Raw genomic sequence first — 21,250 nt, forward strand, 5'->3', positions numbered from 1 at the left:
TCCCGCCCCGCGACGAGCTCGGGTCGGCAACGGGATCAGCCCCGCGCCACCGAGCCGACGGGTGGCCGGACCGACTCCTCGGACAACGAACCAGGCCACCCCCCCACGCGGGACCAACACGGAACCAACACGGAACCCACACGGAACCCACCGGTGCCACCGACCCCGCACCCCGCGTGCCCCTGTTCCCGGAAACACCGCGGACCCCTGTTTCCGGAAGCACCGTGGACCCCTGTTTCCGGAACACTGCGGACCTCTGCTTCCGGAACACTGCGGACCTCTGCTTCGGGAAACACGACAGGGCCCGGTGCTCCAGCGGGGAGCTCCGGGCCCTGGTGCGGCGACTACCTCGGTGACGACTTCAGGCAGCTACTTCTTGGCCTTGTCCGCGCTCGACTCGGTGGACAGCGCGGCGACGAAGGCCTCCTGCGGCACCTCGACCCTGCCCACCATCTTCATGCGCTTCTTGCCTTCCTTCTGCTTCTCCAGCAGCTTGCGCTTACGCGAGATGTCACCGCCGTAGCACTTGGCGAGGACGTCCTTCCTGATCGCCCTGATGTTCTCGCGGGCGATCACGCGCGCGCCGATGGCCGCCTGGATCGGCACCTCGAACTGCTGCCGCGGGATCAGCTCGCGCAGCTTCTTGGCCATGTCGACGCCGTAGCCGTACGCCTTGTCCTTGTGGACGATCGCGCTGAAGGCGTCGACCGGCTCGCCCTGCAGCAGGATGTCGACCTTGACCAGGTCGGCCTCCTGCTCGCCGGCGGGCTCGTAGTCGAGCGAGGCGTAGCCGCGGGTACGCGACTTGAGCTGGTCGAAGAAGTCGAAGATGATCTCGCCGAGCGGAAGCGTGTAGCGGATCTCGACGCGGTCTTCCGACAGGTAGTCCATGCCCTGGAGCTGGCCGCGCCTGCCCTGGCAGATCTCCATGATCGCGCCGATGAACTCGGCGGGCGCCAGGATCGTCGACTTGGTGACCGGCTCGAAGACCTGAGCGATCTTGCCGCCGGTCGGGAACTCCGACGGGTTGGTGACCGTGATCTCCTTGCCGTCCTCCATGACGACCCGGTAGACCACGTTCGGCGCGGTGGAGATCAGCGACAGGCCGAACTCCCGCTCCAGCCGCTCGCGGATGATCTCCATGTGCAGCAGGCCGAGGAAGCCGACGCGGAAGCCGAAGCCGAGCGCGGCGGAGGTCTCCGGCTCGTAGACCAGGGAGGCGTCGTTGAGCTGCAGCTTGTCGAGCGCCTCGCGCAGCTCGGGATACTCGTCGCCGTCGATGGGGTAGAGCCCGGAGAACACCATCGGCCTGGGGTGGTCGTAGCCCGCCAGCATCTCGGTGGCACCACGCGCGGCCGAGGTGACGGTGTCGCCGACGCGCGACTGGCGCACGTCCTTCACGCCGGTGATGAGGTAGCCGACCTCGCCGACGCCCAGCCCCTTCTCGGCCACCTTCGGCTCGGGCGAGATCACCCCGATCTCGAGCGTCTCGTGGGTGGCCTGCGTGGACATCATGGTGATGCGCTCGCGCTTGCCCAGGTGGCCGTCGACGACCCGGACGTAGGTGACGACGCCCCTGTAGGTGTCGTAGACCGAGTCGAAGATCAGCGCGCGGGCCGCCGCGTCGGCGTCGCCCACGGGGGCCGGAACGGTCTCCACGACGTGGTCGAGCAGCTCCTTCACCCCGATGCCTGTCTTGCCCGAGACCCTCAGCACGTCGGAGGGGTCGCAGCCGATGAGCCCCGCGAGCTCCTCGGCGAACTTCTCCGGCTGCGCGGCGGGCAGGTCGATCTTGTTGAGCACCGGGATGATGTGCAGATCGTTGTTCATGGCCAGGTAGAGGTTGGCCAGCGTCTGCGCCTCGATGCCCTGTGCGGCGTCGACCAGGAGGATCGCGCCCTCGCACGCCTGCAGCGACCGCGAGACCTCGTAGGTGAAGTCGACGTGGCCCGGCGTGTCGATCATGTTGAGGACATGGCCGTTCCACGGCAGCCGCACGGCCTGCGACTTGATCGTGATGCCGCGTTCGCGCTCGATGTCCATCCTGTCGAGGTACTGCGCGCGCATCGAGCGATCGTCGACCACGCCGGTGATCTGCAGCATCCGGTCGGCAAGCGTCGACTTGCCATGGTCGATGTGCGCGATGATGCAGAAGTTGCGGATCAACGCGGGGTCGGTCTGGCCAGGCTGATTGCGCACCGAAGTCCGTTTCGACAAGGGTTGAGGTCAAGCGTCTTTCATGGTGACATGCCCGGGTGGTTGCCCGAACCGTCATCCGCCACGGTCTGCGCGTACTGGCGCTGGCCCTGGCCGTCTTGGTCGCGCTCGCCGCCCTCCTGGCGACGGCACTTCGGCTCCAGTTTACCGGGGCGCCGGAGGCCTGGGCGAAGAGCACGGGCAACGATGCGCTGTGGCTCGGGCACGCGTGGGTCGACGGCCGCCGCACGGAGCGCGACGTGGAGGCGATGGCGGTACGGCTGCGCGGCACCGGCATCAGGGACGTCTACGTTCATTCCGGCCCCTTCGAATGGGATGGCAGCCTCAACCCCGCCAAGCACCCCAATGCCGGAAATTTTCTGAAGTGGTGGCGGAAACATCTGCCTGATGTGCGGGTCTCGGCCTGGCTCGGGCAGGCCGTCAAGAACGGCCTCGACCTCGACGACCCCGCCGCCCGTGCCCGCGTCCTGGCGGGGGCGAAGCACATCATGGACCTCGGGTTCGACGGCATCCACTACAACTTCGAGCCGATCGGCGACGGCGACACCGACTTCCTCGACCTGCTGGACCGCACCAGGCCGCTGACCAGGCTGCTGTCGGTCTCGACGCCGCAGATCGAGCCCTATCCGCTCATGCGGCCGGCGACCCGGGCGATCCTCGGCCACGACAAGTACTGGTCGCAGGGCTACTACCAGGAGGTCGCCGGCCGTACGGACCAGGTGGCGATCATGACCTACGACTCCGGCCTTCCGCTGCAGTGGCTGTACGGCGGGTACGTCGTCCGGCAGGCGGGTCTCGCGCTCGACCTCACCCCCGCCGCCACGTCGATACTCGTCGGCGCGCCCGCCTACCACGACCACGGCGTGCCGTACGGCGACGCGGCGGAGAGCGTGGCACTCGCGGGTGAGGCGGCCCGGTTGGCGTTGTCGTCGTACGGCAGGCGGGAGGGCTTCGGGCTGGCGCTGTACGTTGACTTCGCGGCGACGGAGCAGGACTGGAAGGAATACGCCGACCACTGGACCCGGCCGGCGCCCTCGCCCGGGAGAGAACGGCGAGGTGGGCGCGCCGGGAGGCCGTGAGGAGTGAGGTCTGGGGAGTCAGCCCGTATGCTGGTGAGGCGCAGGTCGTCGATTTGAGCGGCGACCTGAATTATTGGTAACCTGTTCAACTGCGTGTGGCGCGCCCTCTCATCGAGCCCGCGCGCCCCATCCGATTCCTGACCTTCACCGAGGCTTCTTCGTGGCGAACATCAAGTCCCAGATCAAGCGCAACAAGCAGAACGAGAAGGCTCGTCTGCGCAACAAGGCTGTCAAGTCTTCCCTGAAGACGGCGATCCGCAAGTTCCGCGAGGCCGCCGAGCAGGGCAACGTCGACGAGGCCGTGGTGCTGCAGCGCGCCGCCGCCCGCCAGCTCGACAAGGCCGCCAGCAAGGGCGTCATCCACAAGAACCAGGCCGCCAACCGCAAGTCGGCGATCGCTCAGCGCACCGCCGCGCTGCAGGCTGCCAAGTAGTCGCAGACGCTCCAGCGACGCCGCACTCCGGATGACGGGGTGCGGCGTTTCCGTGTGTCCGCGACCTGCCGCGGGCCCGCATACCCCGACCTGCCGCACGCCGGTGACCGCAGCTGCCGTAGACCCCGCGCGCCTGCGGCCTGCCGCACGCGGGTGCGCTCGCGACCGGCCCCACGCCTGTGCGCCTGCGGCGTCCCCCATGCCAGGAAATATCCGGACCGCATGGAGAATGTGTCACAGTTCGGACATCACCCCGGCGTTTCGGCTGTGTCACCATTGAGAAGATCCACTTGCCGTGACCCATGACCATCCCCAAGGGTTCAACAGAGCACCGTCCTCGCCGCTCTCACGGCCGTCCGGGAGATCTCCCCATGATTACGATCACCGCCCAGGCAGCCCTCGGCTCCGCCCCAGAGGGTGACCGGTGACCAGCACGCCCACCATCTCCGACCTCGAGGCGCGGGCCGCGCGGGAGCGCCCCGTCTTCGGCGCCGACGCGCACATCGTCTGCGACAACCTGGTCCGCATCTACAAGACCGAGGGCGTCGAGGTGGTCGCCCTGCAGGGCCTCGACCTGCTGATCCAGAAGGGCGAGCTGATCGCGATCGTCGGCGCGTCAGGCTCGGGCAAGTCGACGCTGCTGAACGTGCTGTCGGGCCTCGACGTGCCGACGGCCGGCGTGGCAAGGGTGGCGGGCATGGACCTGCTGTCGATGACGGCCAAGGACCGGCTGCGCTACCGGCGCGAGGTGGTCGGCTTCATCTGGCAGCAGACCGCGCGCAACCTGCTCCCCTACCTGACCGCGCGGGAGAACGTCGAGCTGCCCATGAAGCTCGCGGGCACCAAGGACAGGAACCGGGCGATGGAGCTGCTGGCCCTGCTGGGCGTCGGCTCCTGCGCGGGCAGGAAGCCGTCGGAGATGTCGGGCGGCGAGCAGCAGCGCGTCGCGATCGCCGTGGCGCTGGCCAACTCGCCGCAGCTCATCCTGGCCGACGAGCCGACCGGCGAACTCGACAGCGAGACCTCCGAGGAGGTGTTCGACGCGCTGCGCAGGGCCAACCGCGAGCTCGGCGTCACCGTGGTCATCGTGACGCACGACGCGCTGGTCTCCGAGCAGGTCGACCGGACGATCGGCATCCGCGACGGCCGTACCAGCAGCGAGACGCTGCGCCGCGAGGGCGCCGAGGGTCAGATCATCGCCGAGGAGTACGCCGTCCTCGACCGCGCGGGCCGCCTGCAGCTGCCGCGCGACTTCATGAACGCCCTCGACATGGAGCGCAGGGTGCGCCTCGAACTGGAGTCCGACCACATCGGGGTGTGGCCGTCGCGTGAGGAGCCCGCGGATGAGCGCTGAGCCGCTGGTGGTCGTGGAGGGCCTGCGCAAGGTCTACCGGACGGGGCCCAAGGAGGTCGTCGCGCTGCGCGAGGTGTCCTTCGCGGCCTTTCCCGGCGAGCTGGTGGCGATCACCGGCAGGTCGGGTTCGGGCAAGACCACGCTGCTGAACCAGATCGGCGGGCTGGACCGGCCCGACGCCGGACGCGTGGTGGTGGCCGGGCAGGAGGTCACCTCGCTGCCCGAGGACCGGCTGCTGGCGCTGCGCAGGGACGTGGTGGGTTTCGTCTTCCAGTCGTTCGGCCTGATCCCGGTGCTGTCGGCGGCCGAGAACGTCGGCGTGCCGATGCGCCTGGCCCGCACGCCCGTCGACGAACGCGACAAGCGGGTGCGCGTGCTGCTGTCGCTGGTCGGACTTGAGCAGCACGCCAACCAGCGCCCCTACGAGCTGTCAGGCGGCCAGCGCCAGCGGGTGGCGATCGCCAGGTCGCTGGCCAACCGGCCGCGCCTGCTGGTGGCCGACGAGCCGACGGGTCAGCTCGACTCGCAGACCGGGCGGCAGATCATGCAGCTGATCAGGGCGCTGGTGCGCAGCGAGGGCGTCACCGCGCTGGTGGCCACCCACGACCAGAGCCTGATCTCGCTGGCCGACAGGGTGCTGGAGATCAGCGACGGGGTGCTGCGAGAGGCCGCGGCGCAGGCGTCCTGACCTCCCGTACGGCCAGCACGCTCAGGCTCGCCGCGGCCACCGCGACCGCCGCGACCCACAGCGGCACCGCCGTACCGGCCCATCCGGCCAGCGGGGCGGCGACGGCCAGGCCGAGCGGACGGCTGGCGAACGAGATCAGCGAGTCGAAGGAGCGCACCCTGCCCAGCGCCTCCACCGGGATCCTGTCGGCGACCACGGTCTCCCACAGCGGCACGAGCACGCCGAGCCCGAACATCGCCACGCCGTAGGCCACCGCCACCGCCCACCCGTTCAGCGGCACGGCGAGCGCCGCCAGCGGCACGGCGTAGAGCGAGGCGCCCACCGCGCAGCCGACGAGCGGGCTGCGGACCGGCAGGCGGGGCGCGACGAACACGCCCGCGAGCATGCCCACCGTGCCGCACTGCACGATGATCACCCACATCGTCTCGCCACCGCGGACGGTGATCAGCGGGCCGAGCGTGAGGAACAGTCCCGCGCAGAAGTGCCACACGCCGTGGCCCAGGACGCTGACCAGGAACCACGGGCGGCGCCTGATCTCCTGCCAGCCCCTGGCCAGCGAGTGCTTGCCGGTGGGGGCGGCCGTGGCCGTACGGACGCCGCCCAGGGTGAAGGCGGAGGCCGCGAAGAGCACGGCGGTGACCAGCGACGCCCAGCCGGGGCCCGCGCCCAGGACGAGCGCCCCGGCGAGGGCGGGCGCACCCACGGCCGACAGGCTGGTGGCCAGGCTGATCCGCGCGTTGGCGCGCAGCCGCGCCGGTCCTTCCACGGTCGCGGCCACCAGCCTGGGTACGGCAGGCGTGCCGAACGCCACCGCCGCTCCCGTGATCGCGGCGAGCACTGCCAGGTCGGCGATCCTCTCGACACCGGCCAGCAGTTCCACCCCGATCGCCGCCTGGGCGGCGCACCTGGTCAGGTCCGCGAGCAACGCGACCCGCTCGGGCGGGAAGCGGTCGGCGAGCACGCCGCCGAACGGCAGCAGCACCAGCATCGGCACCAGCTCGCACGCCAGCACGAGGCCCAGGTCCGCGGCGTCACCGGTGACCCTGAGCACGACGAGGGTCAGCGTCGTCGGGATGAGCGCGGTCGCCAGGGCGGACAACGCCCGGCCGATCACTAGTCTGGTCAGCATGGGACGGGAGAATAGTTCGCCAGCGAATGTTTCGTCAACGTATGACTCTGTCGACAAGCACCTGGCGCGCTGGCGCGGCAAGGCGCCCTACGACGAGCGAGCGGAGGCGATCATCACGCGGATGCAGCTGCTGGTGAAGCACGTCCGCCTCGCCAAGGAGGCGGCGCTGGCCGAGGTCGGGATGCAGGACTTCGAGTTCGAGACGCTGCACCGGCTGGCCTCCCGCGACTCCCGGCAGGCCACGCCGTCCGAGCTGGCGGGCGAGCTGATGCTGTCACCCGCGGGGATGACCGGACGCATCGACACACTGGAGAAGGCCAGGCTGGTGCGCCGGATCCGCAGCGAGGAGGACCGGCGCAGGGTCGACGTGGCGTTGACGGACAAGGGACACGAGCTGTGGTCGGCGGCGATGCAGGTCAGAGCGAGAGCGGAGAAGGCGATGGTCGCCGTCCTGGACCCGGACGAACAGGAGGTCCTCGACGGGCTCCTCAAGCGCCTCCTGACCAGCGTGGAATCAGCCCGAGGCTGACACCGGGACACCCCCCGGTCCGTGATCGTGACGGCACGAAACATCGACCCCGGCCAGCCGCCCTGACCACCGAACCTCGATTCGACCCCGGCCTACCGCCTGACGGGCTCCAACCCCGACCCCGACCCACCGCCCCGCCAGACACCAACCCCGACCCCGACCCACCGCTTTTGGCGACACAGGCCGAAAGCCTTGGACTCAGCGGCCCGCCCGCATGACACGAACCCGGCCCGGGTGACCCGGATCCGGACCGAGTGATCCCGAATTCGGCGCACGACGCCGACGACGCGAGGCCCGAGAGACCGCCCGCCTGGGCGGGACCCGCCCCACCGTCCGGCAGGACCCGGACAACCGCCGACCTGCAACGGCCGGACGCGCCGTTCAGTGGCCGGGCGCGCCGCTCAACGGCCAGACGCGCCGTTCAGTGGCCGGGCGCGCCGCTCAACGGACAGACGCGCGTTCAGTGGCGGGGCGCGCCGTTCAGCGGCCGTTCCTGGCGGCGACGATCGTCTGGATGGCGTGCTCGAGCGCGTAGGCCGGGTCGGCACCACCGCCCTTGACCTGCTCGTCGGCCGCGGCGACCGCCATCAGCGCCGCCGACAACCCCTCGGGACCCCACCCCCGGAGCTGCCGCTTGGCATTGTTGATCTGCCACGGGGCCATCCCGAGCTGCGCGGCCTGCACGTTGCGCCCCGCCCCGCCCACCTTGGCCAGCGACCGCAGCGACCTGGCCAGCGCGCTGACCAGCAGCACCGGCGCGACCCCCGTGCTCAACGCCCAGCGCACCTGCTCCAACGCATCCGCCAGGCGGCCCTCGACCGCCGAGTCCGCCACCGTGAACCCGCTCACCTCGGCTCGGCCCTTGTGGTAGCGGGCGACGGCGTTCAGGTCGATGCTCTTGCCCTCGGTGTCGAACACCAGCTGGCTACAGGCCGCGGCCAGCTCGCGCAGATCGTTGCCCACCGCGTCGAGCAGCGCCTGGGCGGCATCCCCAGTGATCGTCCGGCCCGCCCGCTTGATCTCGCTCTTGATGAAGTCGAGCCGCTCGGCGGGCTTGGTCAGCTTGCTGACGGTGACGACCTCGGCCTTGGTCTTCTTGATGCCGTCGACCAGCGCCTTGCCCTTGGCACCCCCCGGATGCACCAGCACCAGGACGGTGTCGTCGCCCGGGTTCTTGGCGTAGCCGACGACCTCGGTGATCACGTCCTTGGACAGGTCCTGCGCGGACCTGATGACCACCACCGACCTGTCGCCGAACAGCGAGGGCGAGGTCAGGCGCGTCAGCTCACCGGGCTCGACCTTGCCGCCGACCAGATCGTGCACCTCCGCGCCCGCACCCTGCGCCCTCACGGCGCCGACCACGGCGCCGACCGCCCGCTCGGCCAGCAGTTCCTCGTCCCCGACGACCAACGTCACCATGCGGTCAATTCTCCTGTACGGCAAGCACCCGATAGGCCACCGCGGTCACCGGTGACCGCCCGTCCATCACGCTACTGCGGGCCCACGGGGCCGGCCCCCGTAACGCCGACCCACCAACGCCACCCTCCCCTTGGCCCGACTCCTCGGCCTGCCAACCCGACCGACCGCCCGCCCCGCCATTCCATCCCCATCCGCCCCTCCACCAACGAGCGACACCAGTCCAGGAGGCTCCCGCACCCACTCCGCACCTCCCCGACCCACACCGCCGAACCACCGATCGCCAACCGCCTCCACCGCCGAGCCGACCCAAGCCCGAAGCCGCGCCCACCACCGCCACGCAGGTCTCCGCCACCAGTCGCCAACCGCCTCCACCACCAAGCCGACCCGAGCCCAACCACGCCCGCCACCGCCGCCACGCCCGCCTCCGCCACCGGACCGCCGCCGCCGGACCGCTGCCTGGCCACGGTCAGCGCGCGACCGGCCGCGCCCCTCCCGAACGCCTGTACTCCCCCGGCGTCTGCCCGCACCACTGACGAAAGGCCAGGTGGAAGCCCACTTCCGACCGATAGCCGACCCGCTCGGCGATCCGGCTCTGCGGCAACGCCGACTCCTTCAGCAGCCGGGAGGCCTCCTGCATCCGGCGCGCCATCAGATGCCGCATCGGTGCCTCCCCCACCAGCTCACGGAAGCTCGCCGCGAACGCCGATCGTGACAGCCCCGCCTCCCCCGCCAGCGACGCCAGAGTCCACGGCTCGGCGAACCTCGTCTGCACGGCCAGCAGCGCCCGGCTGATCCCCGGATGCCGCAGAGCATGGAGCACCGGCTTGTCGAGATCGCGCAACGCCACCCGCAGCGCCAGCACGAACACGAGCTCGAACGCCCGCAACGCCACCAGCACCCCGCCGGGCTCACCGCCCTGCCACTCCGCCGCCAGGAGGTCGAGTGTGCCCGACAGCAGCGGCTGGCTTTCGAGCAGCTTCCTGTCCAGGACGAGCACCGGTGGCAGCGCCTGGTACAGCGGTGCGGCGGCGGCCCCGTCGTAGTGCAGGCCGCCGCACAGCATCGTCGTGGCGGCGCCGGGACCGTCGATCTCCACCGTGCGGGCACCGCCGGGCTCCCGCTGGGGCAGCACCGCGGCGAGCGGCACGGTCGCGCTGCCAGGCCGATCAGCCAGGCGATGGGCGGCGCCATGCGGGAAGACGGCCAGGTCGCCCGCGCGCAGCCGTACCGGCTCGGGCAGTTCAGGCATCTCCACCGTGCACTCGCCCTCCTGGACGTAGTGGAGCAGCGCGCAGTGCTCGCGCTCGCCGGCGATCCCCCACGGGGCGCGCGCCGACCACCGGCTGTGGAAGACGCCGTGCAGCCGCAGCGGCGTCAGCAGCTCGCTCAGCAGATCCTCATTCACGGACGATCCTTAAAGCTTTGAAGACTTGCCTTTATCGATCGTAGCCACAGTGATCAGCAGGCTGGACGGCATGAACATTCTCGTGATCGGTGCCAGCGGGGCCCAGGGCGGCGCGGTGGCTCGACGTCTCGTCGGTTCGGGACATTCGGTGATCGGGCTTACCAGAACGGGCGCGGGCCTGCCCGACGACGTGAAGCCAGTGATCGGCGACCTCGCCGACGCCTCCGCCGTACGGGCCGCGTTCGACGGGGTGACGCACGCCAGCGTGATGCTGCCCATGGTGTACTCAGCCCCGGTCGTGGACTTGTATGTGCGCAACATCGCCACGGCGGCGGCCGAGGCGGGCGTGCGCCGACTGGTCCTGAACACCGGCACCCGCATCCCTTCCGAGCCGACGACGGTGGCGGCCTTCGAGACGCGCCGGACGGCGGCGGCGACCCTGGCGGCGAGCGGGGTGCCCACCGTGGTGCTGCGCCCGCCGGTGTACCTGGACAACCTGTGCGCGCCGTGGGTGGCGGGGCCACTCGTCCACGAGGGCGAACTGCGCTACCCGCTGCCCGTTCATGCCCGAGTCGCCTGGCTCTGCCACGACGACCTCGCCACCGCCACCGTCGCCGCCCTCACCCAACCACTGACCACCCCGTCCGCCCTCTCCCTCGACATCGGAGGCCCCGACGTGGTGACCGGGCCGATGCTCGCCGCCGCCTTCGCCACGGTCCTCGGCCGTCCCGTCCGGTTCGTCGCCCAGGACGTCGACGAGTTCGAGAAGGCCCTGACCCACGCGCTCGGAGCATCCACCGCGAAAGGCGTCGCCGGGACCTACCGCTGGGTCGCGGAGAACGACGGCGACGTCTACGGCCTCAACCCCGCCGAACTCGAAGCCGCCCTCGACATCCGCCTCACCCGGCTCCACGACTGGATCGCCGCCCGCCCCTGGCACGACCTCGCCCTCTGACCGCGGCTCCCTCCCGCTCTCTTCGACGGGTTGTCACCGGGTATGCGGAGGATGAGACCGCTGCGCTCCTTGTCACTGGGTCGGCGGAGGAGGAGACCGCCGCGCACTGCCACCCACGGCTGCGGGAACGTCCGGCCGCCCCACTCCTGAGTACGGCAGGCACATGCAACCGCCCTGCGCGGAGACCAAGACGGGTGTGGAGGCGGCCGGGGACGCCTACTGGCGGCGCGCGCTCGACGGCCTGCCCGACCGGCTCGACCTACCGGCCGACCGGCCGCGGCCGCCGGTGCGCGCTGCGCTTCAGTACGTCGCACTCCGGAACCCCATGTTTCGAGACGCCGCCCCAGGGACGCCCGCAGTCCTGCTGACCACGTCCCCCGTCCTGTGGCCCCTGCCTGCTCCTTTTGCTGACCAACCTGCCCAACAGCGGTCCTACCGCGACGGCCGACCGACTCATGAAGATCAACCGACCCACTACCGCGAAAGCCGAGACCAGTATGGAATCCGACACGACCCCGGACCCCGCCTCCTCCGCACTCCGTCTGGAAGCGACCCTGGAGGCGGCCAGAGCCGAGGTCGAGCGCCATCACGAGGTCATCGAACGCTGGCTCACCGGACGTGGCCCGCGCACCGACCTCGACGCCTTCGCCTCCGCCCACACACCCGACTTCACCTTCGTCACCCCGGACAGTGAGACGCTGACCATGCCTCACCTGCTGGCCGTGATCGAACCCGCGCACGGCGCCGCGCCCGCCCTCACGATCGAGATCCGGAACGTCACGGTGGTGGCCGACGCCGGGACCGTGGTGGTCGCCACCTACGACGAGCACCACCTCGGACCCGATCCGCGCGACCGCCGTGCCACCGTGGTCCTCGTCCGTGACGCCGCCGCTCCTCACGGCCTGCGCTGGCGGCACCTCCACGAGACCTGGATCTAGCAGAAGCCGCAGGTCATCCATCGGGCCGCCCCTTGGACACCACCGCGAGGCGGCCCGACTGGTCGATGACCGCCAGGGCGCCCGACTGGTCGGTCCGGTGGACACGCATGCCGAGCCGATGCAGCAACCCCACCGTGCGCGGGGACGGATGCCCGTACCCGTTGTCCGACCCCACGCTGATCAACGCCGCCCTCGCCCCGATGGCCGCGAGGAAGCGAGGGTCCTGCCGTACCGAACCGTGGTGGGGGACCTTGATGAGGTCGGCGCGCGGCAGTCCCGCTCGCAGCAGCTGCACCTGCGCCTCCGTCTCGACGTCACCGCTGAGCAGCATGGAGCCCGCCGCCCAGCGCACGAGGAGAACCACGCTCTCGTTGTTGATCACGCTCCCTTCGCCCGGCCCGCTGGGCAGGGAGCCAGGAGCGGGGCCGAGCACGTTCAGCTCGGAGGGACCGAACCGCCAGCGGGCGCCCGGTGCCGCGACCCATTCGGGGATGCGGCGCCTGCTGAGGTCCCTCGAGATGCGGGCGGACTCGCCGACCGGAGCGCGACCGGGGCTGACGATGACCGCGCCGACGCGCCGTCCCGACCTGAAGACGCCGTCGAGACCGCCGACGTGGTCGCGGTGCGGATGGGTGAGGATGAGGAGCGGTATCTCCCGGACCGCCAGGTCGCGCAGGCAGCGGTCGACCAGGGTGGGATCAGGTCCGGTGTCGATGACGACGGCTCGTCCCTGGCCCGCGGCGACCGCGAGGGCGTCGCCCTGCCCGACGTCGCATGCCACGAACAGCCAGCCCGGCGGCGGCCACGGGGCGATCACCGGCCCGGCCACGAGCACGGCGGCCAGGCCCGCCGTACCCATGACCAGGACGATGCTGCGCGTCCCCGCGCGCCGCAGCAGCGGTATCGCCACCGCGGCGGCCCCACCGAGCAGCAGCAGACCGGCGAGGCCGCCCGGCCACGGCAGTTCGGCCAGTGGAAGCCGGGCGGCGTGCTCGGCCACGGCGATGATCCAGCCGACCGCGTAGCCCGCGGGGAGCACGAGGAGCCGCGCCAACTCCATCGAGACGGGCGCCACCAGCGCCGCCGCGAACCCGATCACGGTCGCCGGTGCCACCGCGGGCCCCGCCAGCAGGTTGGCCGGAACCGCGGCCAGCTGCACCTGCCCGGCCATGAGCACCAGCACGGGGGTCACCGCCGCCTGCGCCGCCGCCGGTACGGCCACGGCCTCGGCGACCCAGCGCGGCATCCTGACCGACAGCCGGTCTCGCCAGCGGGGGGCGAGCAGCAGGATGCCGCCCGTGGCGCAGACCGACAGCGCGAAGCCGTACTCGCGGGCCAGACCGGGATCGAACATGATCAACAGCAGCACGGTGCCCGCCAGCGCCGCGACGCCGTCCCGCGCGCGACCGGTGCCCAGGGCGATCGCTCCGACCAGCCCCATCAGCAGCGCCCGCAACACGCTCGGCGAAGGGCGGGCCACGACCGCGAACGCGAGCATGGCGATCGCCGCCAGCCCCGCCCGTACGGCAAGCGGCATCCCGGCGAGCCGGGACAGCGCCACCACGGCGCCCGACATGATCGCGAGATTGGCTCCGCTGACAGCGGTCAGGTGGCTGAGCCCGGCGTCCTTGAAGTCGGCGCTGACGTTCGGGTCCATGCGCGACTCGTCACCCACGACGAGCCCGGGAAGCAGGCCACGCTGGTCGGGCGGCAGCACGTCCGTCGCACGTCGCAGGCCCGCACGCAGGTCACCGGCCACTGTCTGCAGGGCCGATGGCGCGGACAGGACCACCGGCGGGCCCCGGACGAGCAGCACCGCGCCGACCAGCTCGCCCGGTTCGGCGGTGCCCAGCCTGCCCGTCACGCGCAGGCGCTGGCTGGGCAGAAGCGGCCGCCACGCGCCGCCCGATCCGAACACCACGACAGGGCTGTGGACGGCGAGCCGTCCTGCCGGGGTGTCGAGGGATTCGATCGTGGCCTCGACCACCACACTGTCGCCGTGGAAGGCGGCTTTGGCGCGTCGCACGCGGGGATCACCGGTGAGCACGATGTCGGCGTGGACGGTCGCCTCCTTCGCGGCGAGCTCGGCCACCGGGCCGGTGGTGACGGCGTGCACCCGGAAGGCGACGCCGGCACTGGTGGCGGCGACGCAGCCGAGGACGGCGATGGCGACATTCATCCAGATGCGCTGGGGGTCCTTCCTGTGGCGGTGGTTCGCCGGCTGGCGGGCCCGGCGCGTCCAGAGTTGCCGGGCGAGGGTGAAGAGGGTGTGCTGATCGCCGACATGGCGCTGAACTGGCGGACCAAGGCGTTGATGCTGTGCACCCTCTGCCGGACCGAGAGGTGGGTGTGGTCCATGCTCCGGCAAACCAAGGGGTTGATGCTGTACGCCCTGTGGTGAACCCAGAGGCCGGTGTTGTAGGAGCTCTGGCGAGGCAAGGGGCTGACGCTGTGCGCCCTCTGGCGGACCCAGAAGTGGGTGTTCTCGGAGGCCTGGCGAGGCAAGGGGCTGACGCTGTGCGCCCTCTGACTGGCCAATGCGGGGGTGTTGTGCGTCCTCGATCCTGGCGACGTCGTCGAGGTGCGGACGCCGGCGGGTGCGCAGGAAGGCAAGGGTGAGAGGAATCGCCGCGGCGCCCAGCGCGGCGGCCACCGCGCAGGCCCAGCCCACCGGTGCGGGGCAGCCCAAGAGGACCAGTGCGGTCGCCCAGGAGGCGAGCGCGGGCGGGACCAGGACCGCCGAGAAGGTGGCTGACCTTTCAGGACGGGGGTCCTCTGGCTGGGGGGCTGAATCTTCATGGGGCCTCCTTGCCGGCTGGCCGTTTTGAGCGCTCTGGACTGGCGACCACAGCGCGGTCCATTTCGATGGCGGCATGTCGTTTCGTCACCTCCGGGCCGCCCGAACGGCGTCAGACACGGACCTTGTCCTTCAAGTCGGCGTACTTTCTCTCGCCGATGCCGGTTACCTCCTGCAGCTGGTCGACGCTGCGGAATCCGCCGTGAGTCGCACGGAACTCGGCGATCCTGGCGGCGAGCACCTCGCCCACTCCTGGTAACTGCTCCAACTGGTCGGGGGTGGCGGTGTTCAGGTCGAGCAGGTCCGAGCCGGGTGGGGCGGCGACCGTGCCGCCCTGGCTGACGCTGCCTGGGGCGCCGACGACGATCTGTTCGCCGTCGACCAGGCGTCTGGCGAGGTTGACCGACGCGGTAGCGGTGTCGGTACGTGCGCCGCCCGCCGCCTCGACGGCGTCGGCGACACGCGAGCCGCCGGGGAGGGTATAGACACCGGGCTTACGTACCTTGCCCGTGACGTGGACCAGGACCGACGAGGTGGGCGTGGGGCTGACGACGGCGGCCGGGGGCGCGGCGGAGCCGCTGATCGGGGGTGGGGCGGCGAGGGGTTCCGGGGTGGGGCTGGAACGCCAGGCGTAGATCCCGCCGGCGACGGCGGCGAGGAGACCGAGAACGAGGAGGACGCGCAGGCCCGGACGCCCGGGGTCGAGGGCGGGTGCCTGCGCGGTGACGGCGGCGCGGAAGGCGGCGAAGGAGGACGGGACGGGCGGGGAGATGCTGTCAGAGTCGGTCTGGACCATTCGTGGGGCGGGATCCCGGTCGTTGTGGTGTCCGCGGTCGACGGTGGCGGGTGGGTGAAGGAACTCGTCGGGCCCCTCGGGGGCGGGGATGGTGAGGTCATCCGGTGTTCTGCCGCTTGGCCGGCGGACGACTCGGCGGTCGTAGGGGTGCACCCGGGCATCGGCCGGCTTCTCCCGTGGAAGCGGGTTGTCGTCCGGTGCTGAGAGGCGGCCGTCCGGTACTGAGAGGTGGCCGTCCGGTGCTGAGAGCGAGAAGACCGCGGGGTGCAAGTAGTGCCGGTCGTCGCCGCTCGCGTGGTCGAGACCAGGGGTGGCTGGGATGCCATGTGCGGCGAGTTGGGCATCAAACGGCTTCCGGTGGGAGGCGAAGGTGGCGGTTGACTCACCATCCCGGTCTGCCGCGCGCTGGTCGATGGAGACCCCGGCTAGGTCAATATCGCCGGCTGTCCGCCGGCGGCCAAAGGGGACAGCGATCGACTCGACAACGCCGCCCGATTGGCGCGGGTTGACGGACACCGTGGTCAGATCGGCGACTCGCGCTGGCCGGTGGTGATCGACGGGGGCAGGAAGCGGCCTGACATCGCCACGCGTCCCGCGCGCGTCGAAGGCGGCCGAGGCCAGACCGGCATCTCCCACCGCGCGGTGGAGGCCGACGGCGGGCAACGCGTCACCCGCTGCCCGAGGGTGCCCACCGACGGCAGGAAGCGGCCCGGCGTCATCGCGTGCTTCGCCCGGCTCCGAGAAGGCTGAGGTCAGATCGGCGTCTATGGGTGCTCGGTGGCGGCCGAAGGGGGCAGCGATCGGCTCGGTGTCGTTCGTTGCTCGGTGAGGGGCAAGGGGGGCCGCTGAGGGCAGAGCGTCGCCAGGTGTCCGGCCTGGGACAGAGGCAGAGGCCAGGACATCGCCAGGCGCGGGCGGCGCGAAGGCACCCGGGTGTAGCAGGACATCGCCCCTGGGGCCGATGGATTCGGTGGACGCCACAACGCCGGAGCTGGAGTCGAAAGCGGCAGAGGAAGGCAGGGCGAGGCCCGCCGCCCGACGAGAGCCCGAAGGGTCCGAAGGGGTGGGTGGGATGCCGGCTGAGGGTAGCGCGTTTCCCGCGCGGCTCTGAGGGACGCGCATGCCGGAGGAGGGCATCGAGGTGGCCCGCCGTAGCCGGCGTGCGGCCACTGCCCGCTCCACGTTCTCCTCCGAGTTCCGCACAACTCGAGAAGGTAGGCCCGGCACGCCCTCAAGCCGCTCACCGAACCTGGTTCTGTGGACAACACGGTCAGTGAGTCGAGACGCCTGTGGACGACCAGGCCGAGACGCCGAACGCCCGCGGGCTCCGGATCAGACGGCGGGATGTCTGGAAACGCAGGTCGAGAAGACGAACGCCGCTGTGCCGCCGGGTCAGACGGCGGGGCGGCTGGACACAACCCGGCCGAACCGCCCAACGCCGCCACACACCCGTGTCACAAACCAGAAAACCCCGGCGCAACCAGGCCGAGACGCCTCGGGTCACGAGGTGGGCGACACCGTGATGCCCAGTGCGCCCGGCCCCACGTGGACCCCGATCACCGCTCCCACCTCGACCACGCTCATCCGTACCAGCCGCTGCAACCGCTTCGTCAGCCGCTCGGCCAGCGCCTCCGCGCGTCCCTGGGCCGACAGGTGCTGGACGGCCACGTCCACCGGCTCGGTCCCGGCCGTCTGCACCGCCAGGTCCTCCAGTCGGGCGATGGCGCGCGCCGCCGTCCGGACCTTCTCCAGCGGCACGATCCGGCCGCCCTGCAGGTGCAGCAGCGGTTTGATCGCCAGCGCCGAGCCGACCAGTGTGGCCGCGGCTCCGATGCGTCCGCCGCGGCGCAGGTACTCCAGCGTGTCGACGTAGAAGTACGTCTGGGTGCGCGCGGCCGACCTGGCGGCCACCTGCGCGACCTCGTCGAGGGGCTGCCCCGCCGCGGCGGCCCTGGCCGCGGCCAGGACGGGGAAGCCCAGCCCCATGGCGATGGACCTGCTGTCGACCACCTGGACCGGCCCTGCGGCCTCGGCGGCGGCGAGCCTGGCCGCCTCGGCCGTACCGGACAGGTCGCCGGACAGGTGCACGGAGACGACCCCGGGGGCGCCGGCGGTGAAGGCCGCCGCGTAGGCGGCGGCGAAACGGTGGGGCGCGGGCCGGGAGGTGGTCACTGGGGTCCACTCGCCGATGCCGGTCTGCGTGCCCTCGTCGTACGGCCGGCCGCCCACGATCACCTGGAGCGGCACCACCGTCACCCCGGGCGGAACGGCGGGCAGGTAGGCCGTGGAGTCGGTGACGATCGCGACGGGGGGCGGCATACCCAGAGAGTAGCTACTGGACCGGCGTGCCGCCCCGCCAGACCCGGCGCGGCTTCAGCCCGAAGGACCAGGCGAAGGCGCCCTCGTGGTCGGCGTCCCACTGCACGATGTCGGCCAGCCGTCCGGGCGCCAGCACGCCCCTGTCGGGGGCGCCGAGCACGGTGGCCCCGCCGAGCGTGGCCGCCCGCAGCGCGTCGCCGACGCTCATGCCGAACGCCGCCACGGCCAGGCTGATGACCAGCGACATGGAGGTGATGCCGCAGTGGCCGGGGTTGTGGTCGCTGCCGAGCGCGATGGTGACGCCCTGGGAGATCATGCGGCGGACCGGCGGGAGGCTGCCGCGCTGCATCGCGGTGGCGGGGCAGAGCACGGCGGGCACGCCGTAGCGGGACAGGACCGCGATGTCCTCGTCGGAGGTGTGGTGGAGCAGGTCGGCGGAGGCGCAGCCGAGCTCGGCGGCCAGCTGGACGGCGCCGCGGCGGCTGAAGGCGCCGGCGTGGACGCGCGGCAGCAGCCCGACGTTGCGGCCCGAGGCCAGCACCCAGCGCGACTCCTCGGTGGTGAAGTGGCCCTCGTCGCAGTAGACGTCGACGCTGTCGGCGCCGGCCGCGGCCGCGTCGGCGCACCACGCGCCCACGGCCTCGACGTAGTCGCGCTGGCGGCCGAAGTATTCGGGCGGCACGACGTGCGCGGCCAGGAAGGTGACGTGCACGCGCGGCATCATCGGTTCCTTCTCCAGCTCGCGCAGGAGCCGCACGTCGGCCAGCTCGCCGTCGCGGGTGAGGTGGTAGCCGGTCTTGGCCTCGACGGTGGTGGTGCCGCTGAGCAGCCAGGAGCGCAGCCGCTCGCGCACGCCGTTGCACAGCGTCCACGGGTCGGTGCCGCGGGTCACGGTGACGGTGGAGCCGATGCCCCCGCCCGCCGCGTTGATCGCCGAGGCGGAGGAGCCGCTGGAGCGCATGGCCATCTCGGCGTAGCGGTTGCCGGCGTAGACGGGGTGGGTGTGCGCGTCGATCAGGCCGGGGGTGACGAGCGCTCCGCTGAGGTTCTCGACCTGGTCGACGTCGACGATGTCGTCGACGACGCCGGGGACGCTCTGCGGGAGGTCGGCCGCACGGCCCACCCAGGCGATGCGGTCGTTGTGAACGAGGAGGGCCGCATTGCTGATGACGTCGTTGCCCGTCCACATGCGGCCGATGTTGGTGAGCAGCCGAACGGTCATCGCACCACCCCGCACACAGGCAGCGGAGAGCGAGCGGCGGCTACCGCGCCCACTGAGTCCGCTCCGGGTCCGGCCGACATCGGGGGTCTCCTGCTCTCATCCGCAGCGATCGTGCGGTGACCGGTCGCCGGGCTCATGATCCGGCGATTTCAGTTCAGTTACGTTATTTCACAGGTCGGCTTGCTGTACAGGGTTATTCGGAAGAAAGCCCGCGCATCACAACGGCGTCTGCGCCTCTTGGAGCAGCTCGGCCCCGTCCGTCCCTTTCGGCCCCCGCAGGTGACATCACTCGCAGCAGCCATCTCGATACCCGCGCCATCAGTGTCGGTAAGGCTTGACTTATGGTAGCAATCCAAACGTTCAAGGACCACCGTGGTTTTGCCCGAGAATGTGAGAATCGCGCGGGGAATCCCCGCGCGATTCTCGCAGCTCAGACCCGTTCGACGGGCTTGCCGACCTCCACCAGTTCGTGCAGGAGGCTCGACGGCACGCGAGCGTGGAGGACGGTGCCGTCGCCCACGTGCTCGACGGAGATCACCTCACCCTCCGTGTGCGCGCGGGAGATCAGGTCCCCCCTGCCGTACGGCACGAGCAGGAACACCTCGTGGTCGAGCACCGGCAGCTGACTCTCGATCATGGCCGTCAGCTCGCCGATCCCCTCGCCCGTGCGGGCGGAGACGACGACGCTGTTGCGCTCGGCCCTGACCAGCCTGTCGAGCACGTCCTGGTCGGCGGCGTCGGCTTTGTTGATCACCACGATCTCGGGCACGTCGAGCGCGCCGTCGATCTCGGAGAAGACCTGGCGGACCGCGCTGAGCTGGCCCTCCGGGTCGGGGTGCGAGCCGTCGACGACGTGGAGGATCAGGTCGGCGTCGGCGACCTCCTCCAGCGTGGAGCGGAACGCCTCGACCAGCTGGGTCGGCAGCAGCCGGACGAAACCGACGGTGTCGGCGATCGTGAACAGCCTGCCCTCCGGCGTGCGCGCCCTGCGCACGGTCGGGTCGAGGGTGGCGAACAGCGCGTCCTCGACCAGCACGCCGGCGCCGGTGACGCGGTTGAGCAGCGAGGACTTGCCCGCGTTGGTGTAGCCGGCGATGGCGACGGCCGGGACCTCGCGGCCCGAGCGGTGCGCGCGCATGGTCTCGCGCGCGGTGGACATGCCGGCGATCTGGCGGCGGAGCTTGGCCATGCGCTCGCGGATGCGGCGCCGGTCCAGCTCGATCTTGGTCTCACCGGGACCGCGACCGCCGATGCCCACGCCGCCGGCGGCGCGACCGCCGACCTGCCTGGACAGGTTGCCGCCCCAGCCGCGCAGGCGCGGCAGCAGGTACTGCAGCTGGGCCAGCTCGACCTGGGCCTTACCCTCGCGGCTCTTGGCGTGCTGGGCGAAGATGTCGAGGATCAGCGCCGTGCGGTCGATGACCTTGACCTTCACCACTTCCTCGAGCTGGCGGAGCTGGCCGGGGCTCAGCTCGCCGTCGCAGATCACGGTGTCGGCGCCGGTCGCCTCGACCACGTCGCGCAGCTCGAGCGCCTTGCCCGAGCCGATGTAGGTGGCCGGGTCGGGGCTCTGCCGCCGCTGGATGAGGCCCTCGAGGACCTCCGAGCCGGCGGTCTCGGCCAGGAGCTTGAGCTCCAGGAGCGAGTTGTCCGCCTCGGCCGCGGTGCCTGAGGTCCACACGCCCACGAGGACGACCCGCTCCAGCCGTAGCTGGCGGTACTCGACCTCGGTGACGTCCTGGAGTTCGGTGGACAGGCCCGCCACACGGCGGAGCGCATGGCGCTCTTCCAGATCCAGCTCGCCGACCTCGACGTCGTCGGTGGCGAAGGTGGCGGCGGAGTCACGCGTGTAGCGAGTACGGGAGTCGTTGTGCATTCGTGTCATCTCTAGAAGGCAACGTTCGGACGTCTCAGAATCATCCCCGACGGCCGGCCGGTCAGTCACCTGGTTAACTGACGAGGCAGGCCGA

General features: G+C 71.2%; 18 protein-coding genes. 9 read left to right on the plus strand and 9 right to left on the minus strand.

What is annotated here, in order from left to right:
• Window positions 1-369 precede the first annotated feature (369 nt).
• Window positions 370-2,199, minus strand: coding sequence for a translation elongation factor 4 (lepA, locus tag ABZX22_RS06685; RefSeq protein ID WP_354906598.1), 1,830 nt, complete (start codon window positions 2,197-2,199; stop codon window positions 370-372).
• Window positions 2,200-2,255: 56 nt separating this feature from the next.
• Here lepA and ABZX22_RS06690 point away from each other — a divergent pair, with 56 nt between their 5' ends.
• The 4 genes from ABZX22_RS06690 to ABZX22_RS06705 all read left to right on the plus strand — a co-directional run bounded on the left by ABZX22_RS06690 (window position 2,256) and on the right by ABZX22_RS06705 (window position 5,771).
• Complete coding sequence (locus ABZX22_RS06690) at window positions 2,256-3,296, plus strand: hypothetical protein (protein WP_354906599.1); 1,041 nt, start codon at window positions 2,256-2,258, stop codon at window positions 3,294-3,296.
• Window positions 3,297-3,456: 160 nt separating this feature from the next.
• Window positions 3,457-3,729 carry a 30S ribosomal protein S20 gene (gene rpsT, locus ABZX22_RS06695; RefSeq protein ID WP_354906600.1) on the plus strand — a complete coding sequence of 91 codons (273 nt, stop codon included), beginning with the start codon at window positions 3,457-3,459 and terminating at the stop codon, window positions 3,727-3,729.
• A 424-nt stretch (window positions 3,730-4,153) separates the two neighbouring features.
• On the plus strand, window positions 4,154-5,083 hold the full coding sequence (locus ABZX22_RS06700) for an ABC transporter ATP-binding protein (protein ID WP_354906601.1): 930 nt from the start codon (window positions 4,154-4,156) through the stop codon (window positions 5,081-5,083).
• On the plus strand, window positions 5,073-5,771 hold the full coding sequence (locus tag ABZX22_RS06705) for an ABC transporter ATP-binding protein (RefSeq protein ID WP_354906602.1): 699 nt from the start codon (window positions 5,073-5,075) through the stop codon (window positions 5,769-5,771). Before ABZX22_RS06700 ends, ABZX22_RS06705 begins: the two co-directional genes overlap by 11 nt.
• On the opposite strand, the gene ABZX22_RS06710 is transcribed toward ABZX22_RS06705, so the two are convergent.
• Window positions 5,728-6,900, minus strand: a complete 1,173-nt coding sequence (locus ABZX22_RS06710; protein ID WP_354906603.1) for an MFS transporter — start codon at window positions 6,898-6,900, stop codon at window positions 5,728-5,730. The two genes, ABZX22_RS06705 and ABZX22_RS06710, sit on opposite strands and share 44 nt — an antisense overlap.
• Before the next feature lie 121 nt (window positions 6,901-7,021).
• Here ABZX22_RS06710 and ABZX22_RS06715 point away from each other — a divergent pair, with 121 nt between their 5' ends.
• Window positions 7,022-7,429, plus strand: a complete 408-nt coding sequence (locus tag ABZX22_RS06715; RefSeq protein WP_354906604.1) for a MarR family transcriptional regulator — start codon at window positions 7,022-7,024, stop codon at window positions 7,427-7,429.
• A 480-nt stretch (window positions 7,430-7,909) separates the two neighbouring features.
• On the opposite strand, the gene holA is transcribed toward ABZX22_RS06715, so the two are convergent.
• Window positions 7,910-8,848, minus strand: a complete 939-nt coding sequence (gene holA, locus ABZX22_RS06720; protein ID WP_354906605.1) for a DNA polymerase III subunit delta — start codon at window positions 8,846-8,848, stop codon at window positions 7,910-7,912.
• A gap of 466 nt (window positions 8,849-9,314) precedes the next feature.
• The gene (locus ABZX22_RS06725; protein ID WP_354906606.1) at window positions 9,315-10,253 is read right to left on the minus strand and encodes an AraC family transcriptional regulator; all 939 of its coding nucleotides are present in this window, start codon (window positions 10,251-10,253) and stop codon (window positions 9,315-9,317) included.
• 70 nt (window positions 10,254-10,323) lie between these two features.
• Here ABZX22_RS06725 and ABZX22_RS06730 point away from each other — a divergent pair, with 70 nt between their 5' ends.
• Entirely contained in the window at window positions 10,324-11,208 is an 885-nt protein-coding gene (locus ABZX22_RS06730) for an NmrA family NAD(P)-binding protein (RefSeq protein WP_354906607.1), read from the plus strand.
• A gap of 497 nt (window positions 11,209-11,705) precedes the next feature.
• A complete protein-coding gene (locus ABZX22_RS06735; RefSeq protein ID WP_354906608.1) occupies window positions 11,706-12,146 on the plus strand; it encodes a nuclear transport factor 2 family protein in 441 nt (146 codons plus the stop codon).
• 13 nt (window positions 12,147-12,159) lie between these two features.
• Here the strand turns inward: ABZX22_RS06735 and ABZX22_RS06740 are convergent, their stop codons facing one another.
• Complete coding sequence (locus ABZX22_RS06740; protein WP_354906609.1) at window positions 12,160-14,325, minus strand: ComEC/Rec2 family competence protein; 2,166 nt, start codon at window positions 14,323-14,325, stop codon at window positions 12,160-12,162.
• Window positions 14,326-14,349: 24 nt separating this feature from the next.
• Here ABZX22_RS06740 and ABZX22_RS06745 point away from each other — a divergent pair, with 24 nt between their 5' ends.
• Window positions 14,350-14,547, plus strand: coding sequence for a hypothetical protein (locus tag ABZX22_RS06745; protein WP_354906610.1), 198 nt, complete (start codon window positions 14,350-14,352; stop codon window positions 14,545-14,547).
• 508 nt (window positions 14,548-15,055) lie between these two features.
• Here the strand turns inward: ABZX22_RS06745 and ABZX22_RS06750 are convergent.
• Window positions 15,056-15,739, minus strand: coding sequence for a ComEA family DNA-binding protein (locus tag ABZX22_RS06750; protein WP_354906611.1), 684 nt, complete (start codon window positions 15,737-15,739; stop codon window positions 15,056-15,058).
• Window positions 15,740-16,234: 495 nt separating this feature from the next.
• Here ABZX22_RS06750 and ABZX22_RS06755 point away from each other — a divergent pair, with 495 nt between their 5' ends.
• On the plus strand, window positions 16,235-16,489 hold the full coding sequence (locus ABZX22_RS06755) for a hypothetical protein (RefSeq protein ID WP_354906612.1): 255 nt from the start codon (window positions 16,235-16,237) through the stop codon (window positions 16,487-16,489).
• Window positions 16,490-17,239: 750 nt separating this feature from the next.
• Here the strand turns inward: ABZX22_RS06755 and ABZX22_RS06760 are convergent.
• The 3 genes from ABZX22_RS06760 to hflX all read right to left on the minus strand — a co-directional run bounded on the left by ABZX22_RS06760 (window position 17,240) and on the right by hflX (window position 21,156).
• Window positions 17,240-18,058, minus strand: a complete 819-nt coding sequence (locus ABZX22_RS06760; protein ID WP_354906613.1) for a DegV family protein — start codon at window positions 18,056-18,058, stop codon at window positions 17,240-17,242.
• Window positions 18,059-18,071: 13 nt separating this feature from the next.
• A complete protein-coding gene (hutI, locus tag ABZX22_RS06765) occupies window positions 18,072-19,280 on the minus strand; it encodes an imidazolonepropionase (protein WP_354906614.1) in 1,209 nt (402 codons plus the stop codon).
• A gap of 430 nt (window positions 19,281-19,710) precedes the next feature.
• A complete protein-coding gene (gene hflX / locus ABZX22_RS06770) occupies window positions 19,711-21,156 on the minus strand; it encodes a GTPase HflX (RefSeq protein ID WP_354906841.1) in 1,446 nt (481 codons plus the stop codon).
• Window positions 21,157-21,250 lie beyond the last annotated feature (94 nt).

Origin of the sequence: Nonomuraea sp. NPDC003804, from assembly GCF_040610675.1 — a bacterium.
GTDB lineage: Bacteria > Actinomycetota > Actinomycetes > Streptosporangiales > Streptosporangiaceae > Nonomuraea.

Excerpts from the sequence above, each read along its gene's own strand:
- ABZX22_RS06705 (WP_354906602.1), top strand. The coding sequence starts at position 5,073 with ATGAGCGCTGAGCCGCTGGTGGTCGTGGAGGGCCTGCGCAAGGTCTAC.
- ABZX22_RS06710 (WP_354906603.1), bottom strand. The coding sequence starts at position 6,900 with ATGCTGACCAGACTAGTGATCGGCCGGGCGTTGTCCGCCCTGGCGACC.
- ABZX22_RS06715 (WP_354906604.1), top strand. The coding sequence starts at position 7,022 with ATGCAGCTGCTGGTGAAGCACGTCCGCCTCGCCAAGGAGGCGGCGCTG.
- holA (WP_354906605.1), bottom strand. The coding sequence starts at position 8,848 with ATGGTGACGTTGGTCGTCGGGGACGAGGAACTGCTGGCCGAGCGGGCG.
- ABZX22_RS06730 (WP_354906607.1), top strand. The coding sequence starts at position 10,324 with ATGAACATTCTCGTGATCGGTGCCAGCGGGGCCCAGGGCGGCGCGGTG.
- ABZX22_RS06735 (WP_354906608.1), top strand. The coding sequence starts at position 11,706 with ATGGAATCCGACACGACCCCGGACCCCGCCTCCTCCGCACTCCGTCTG.
- ABZX22_RS06740 (WP_354906609.1), bottom strand. The coding sequence starts at position 14,325 with ATGAATGTCGCCATCGCCGTCCTCGGCTGCGTCGCCGCCACCAGTGCC.
- ABZX22_RS06750 (WP_354906611.1), bottom strand. The coding sequence starts at position 15,739 with ATGGTCCAGACCGACTCTGACAGCATCTCCCCGCCCGTCCCGTCCTCC.
- ABZX22_RS06760 (WP_354906613.1), bottom strand. The coding sequence starts at position 18,058 with ATGCCGCCCCCCGTCGCGATCGTCACCGACTCCACGGCCTACCTGCCC.
- hutI (WP_354906614.1), bottom strand. The coding sequence starts at position 19,280 with ATGACCGTTCGGCTGCTCACCAACATCGGCCGCATGTGGACGGGCAAC.
- hflX (WP_354906841.1), bottom strand. The coding sequence starts at position 21,156 with ATGCACAACGACTCCCGTACTCGCTACACGCGTGACTCCGCCGCCACC.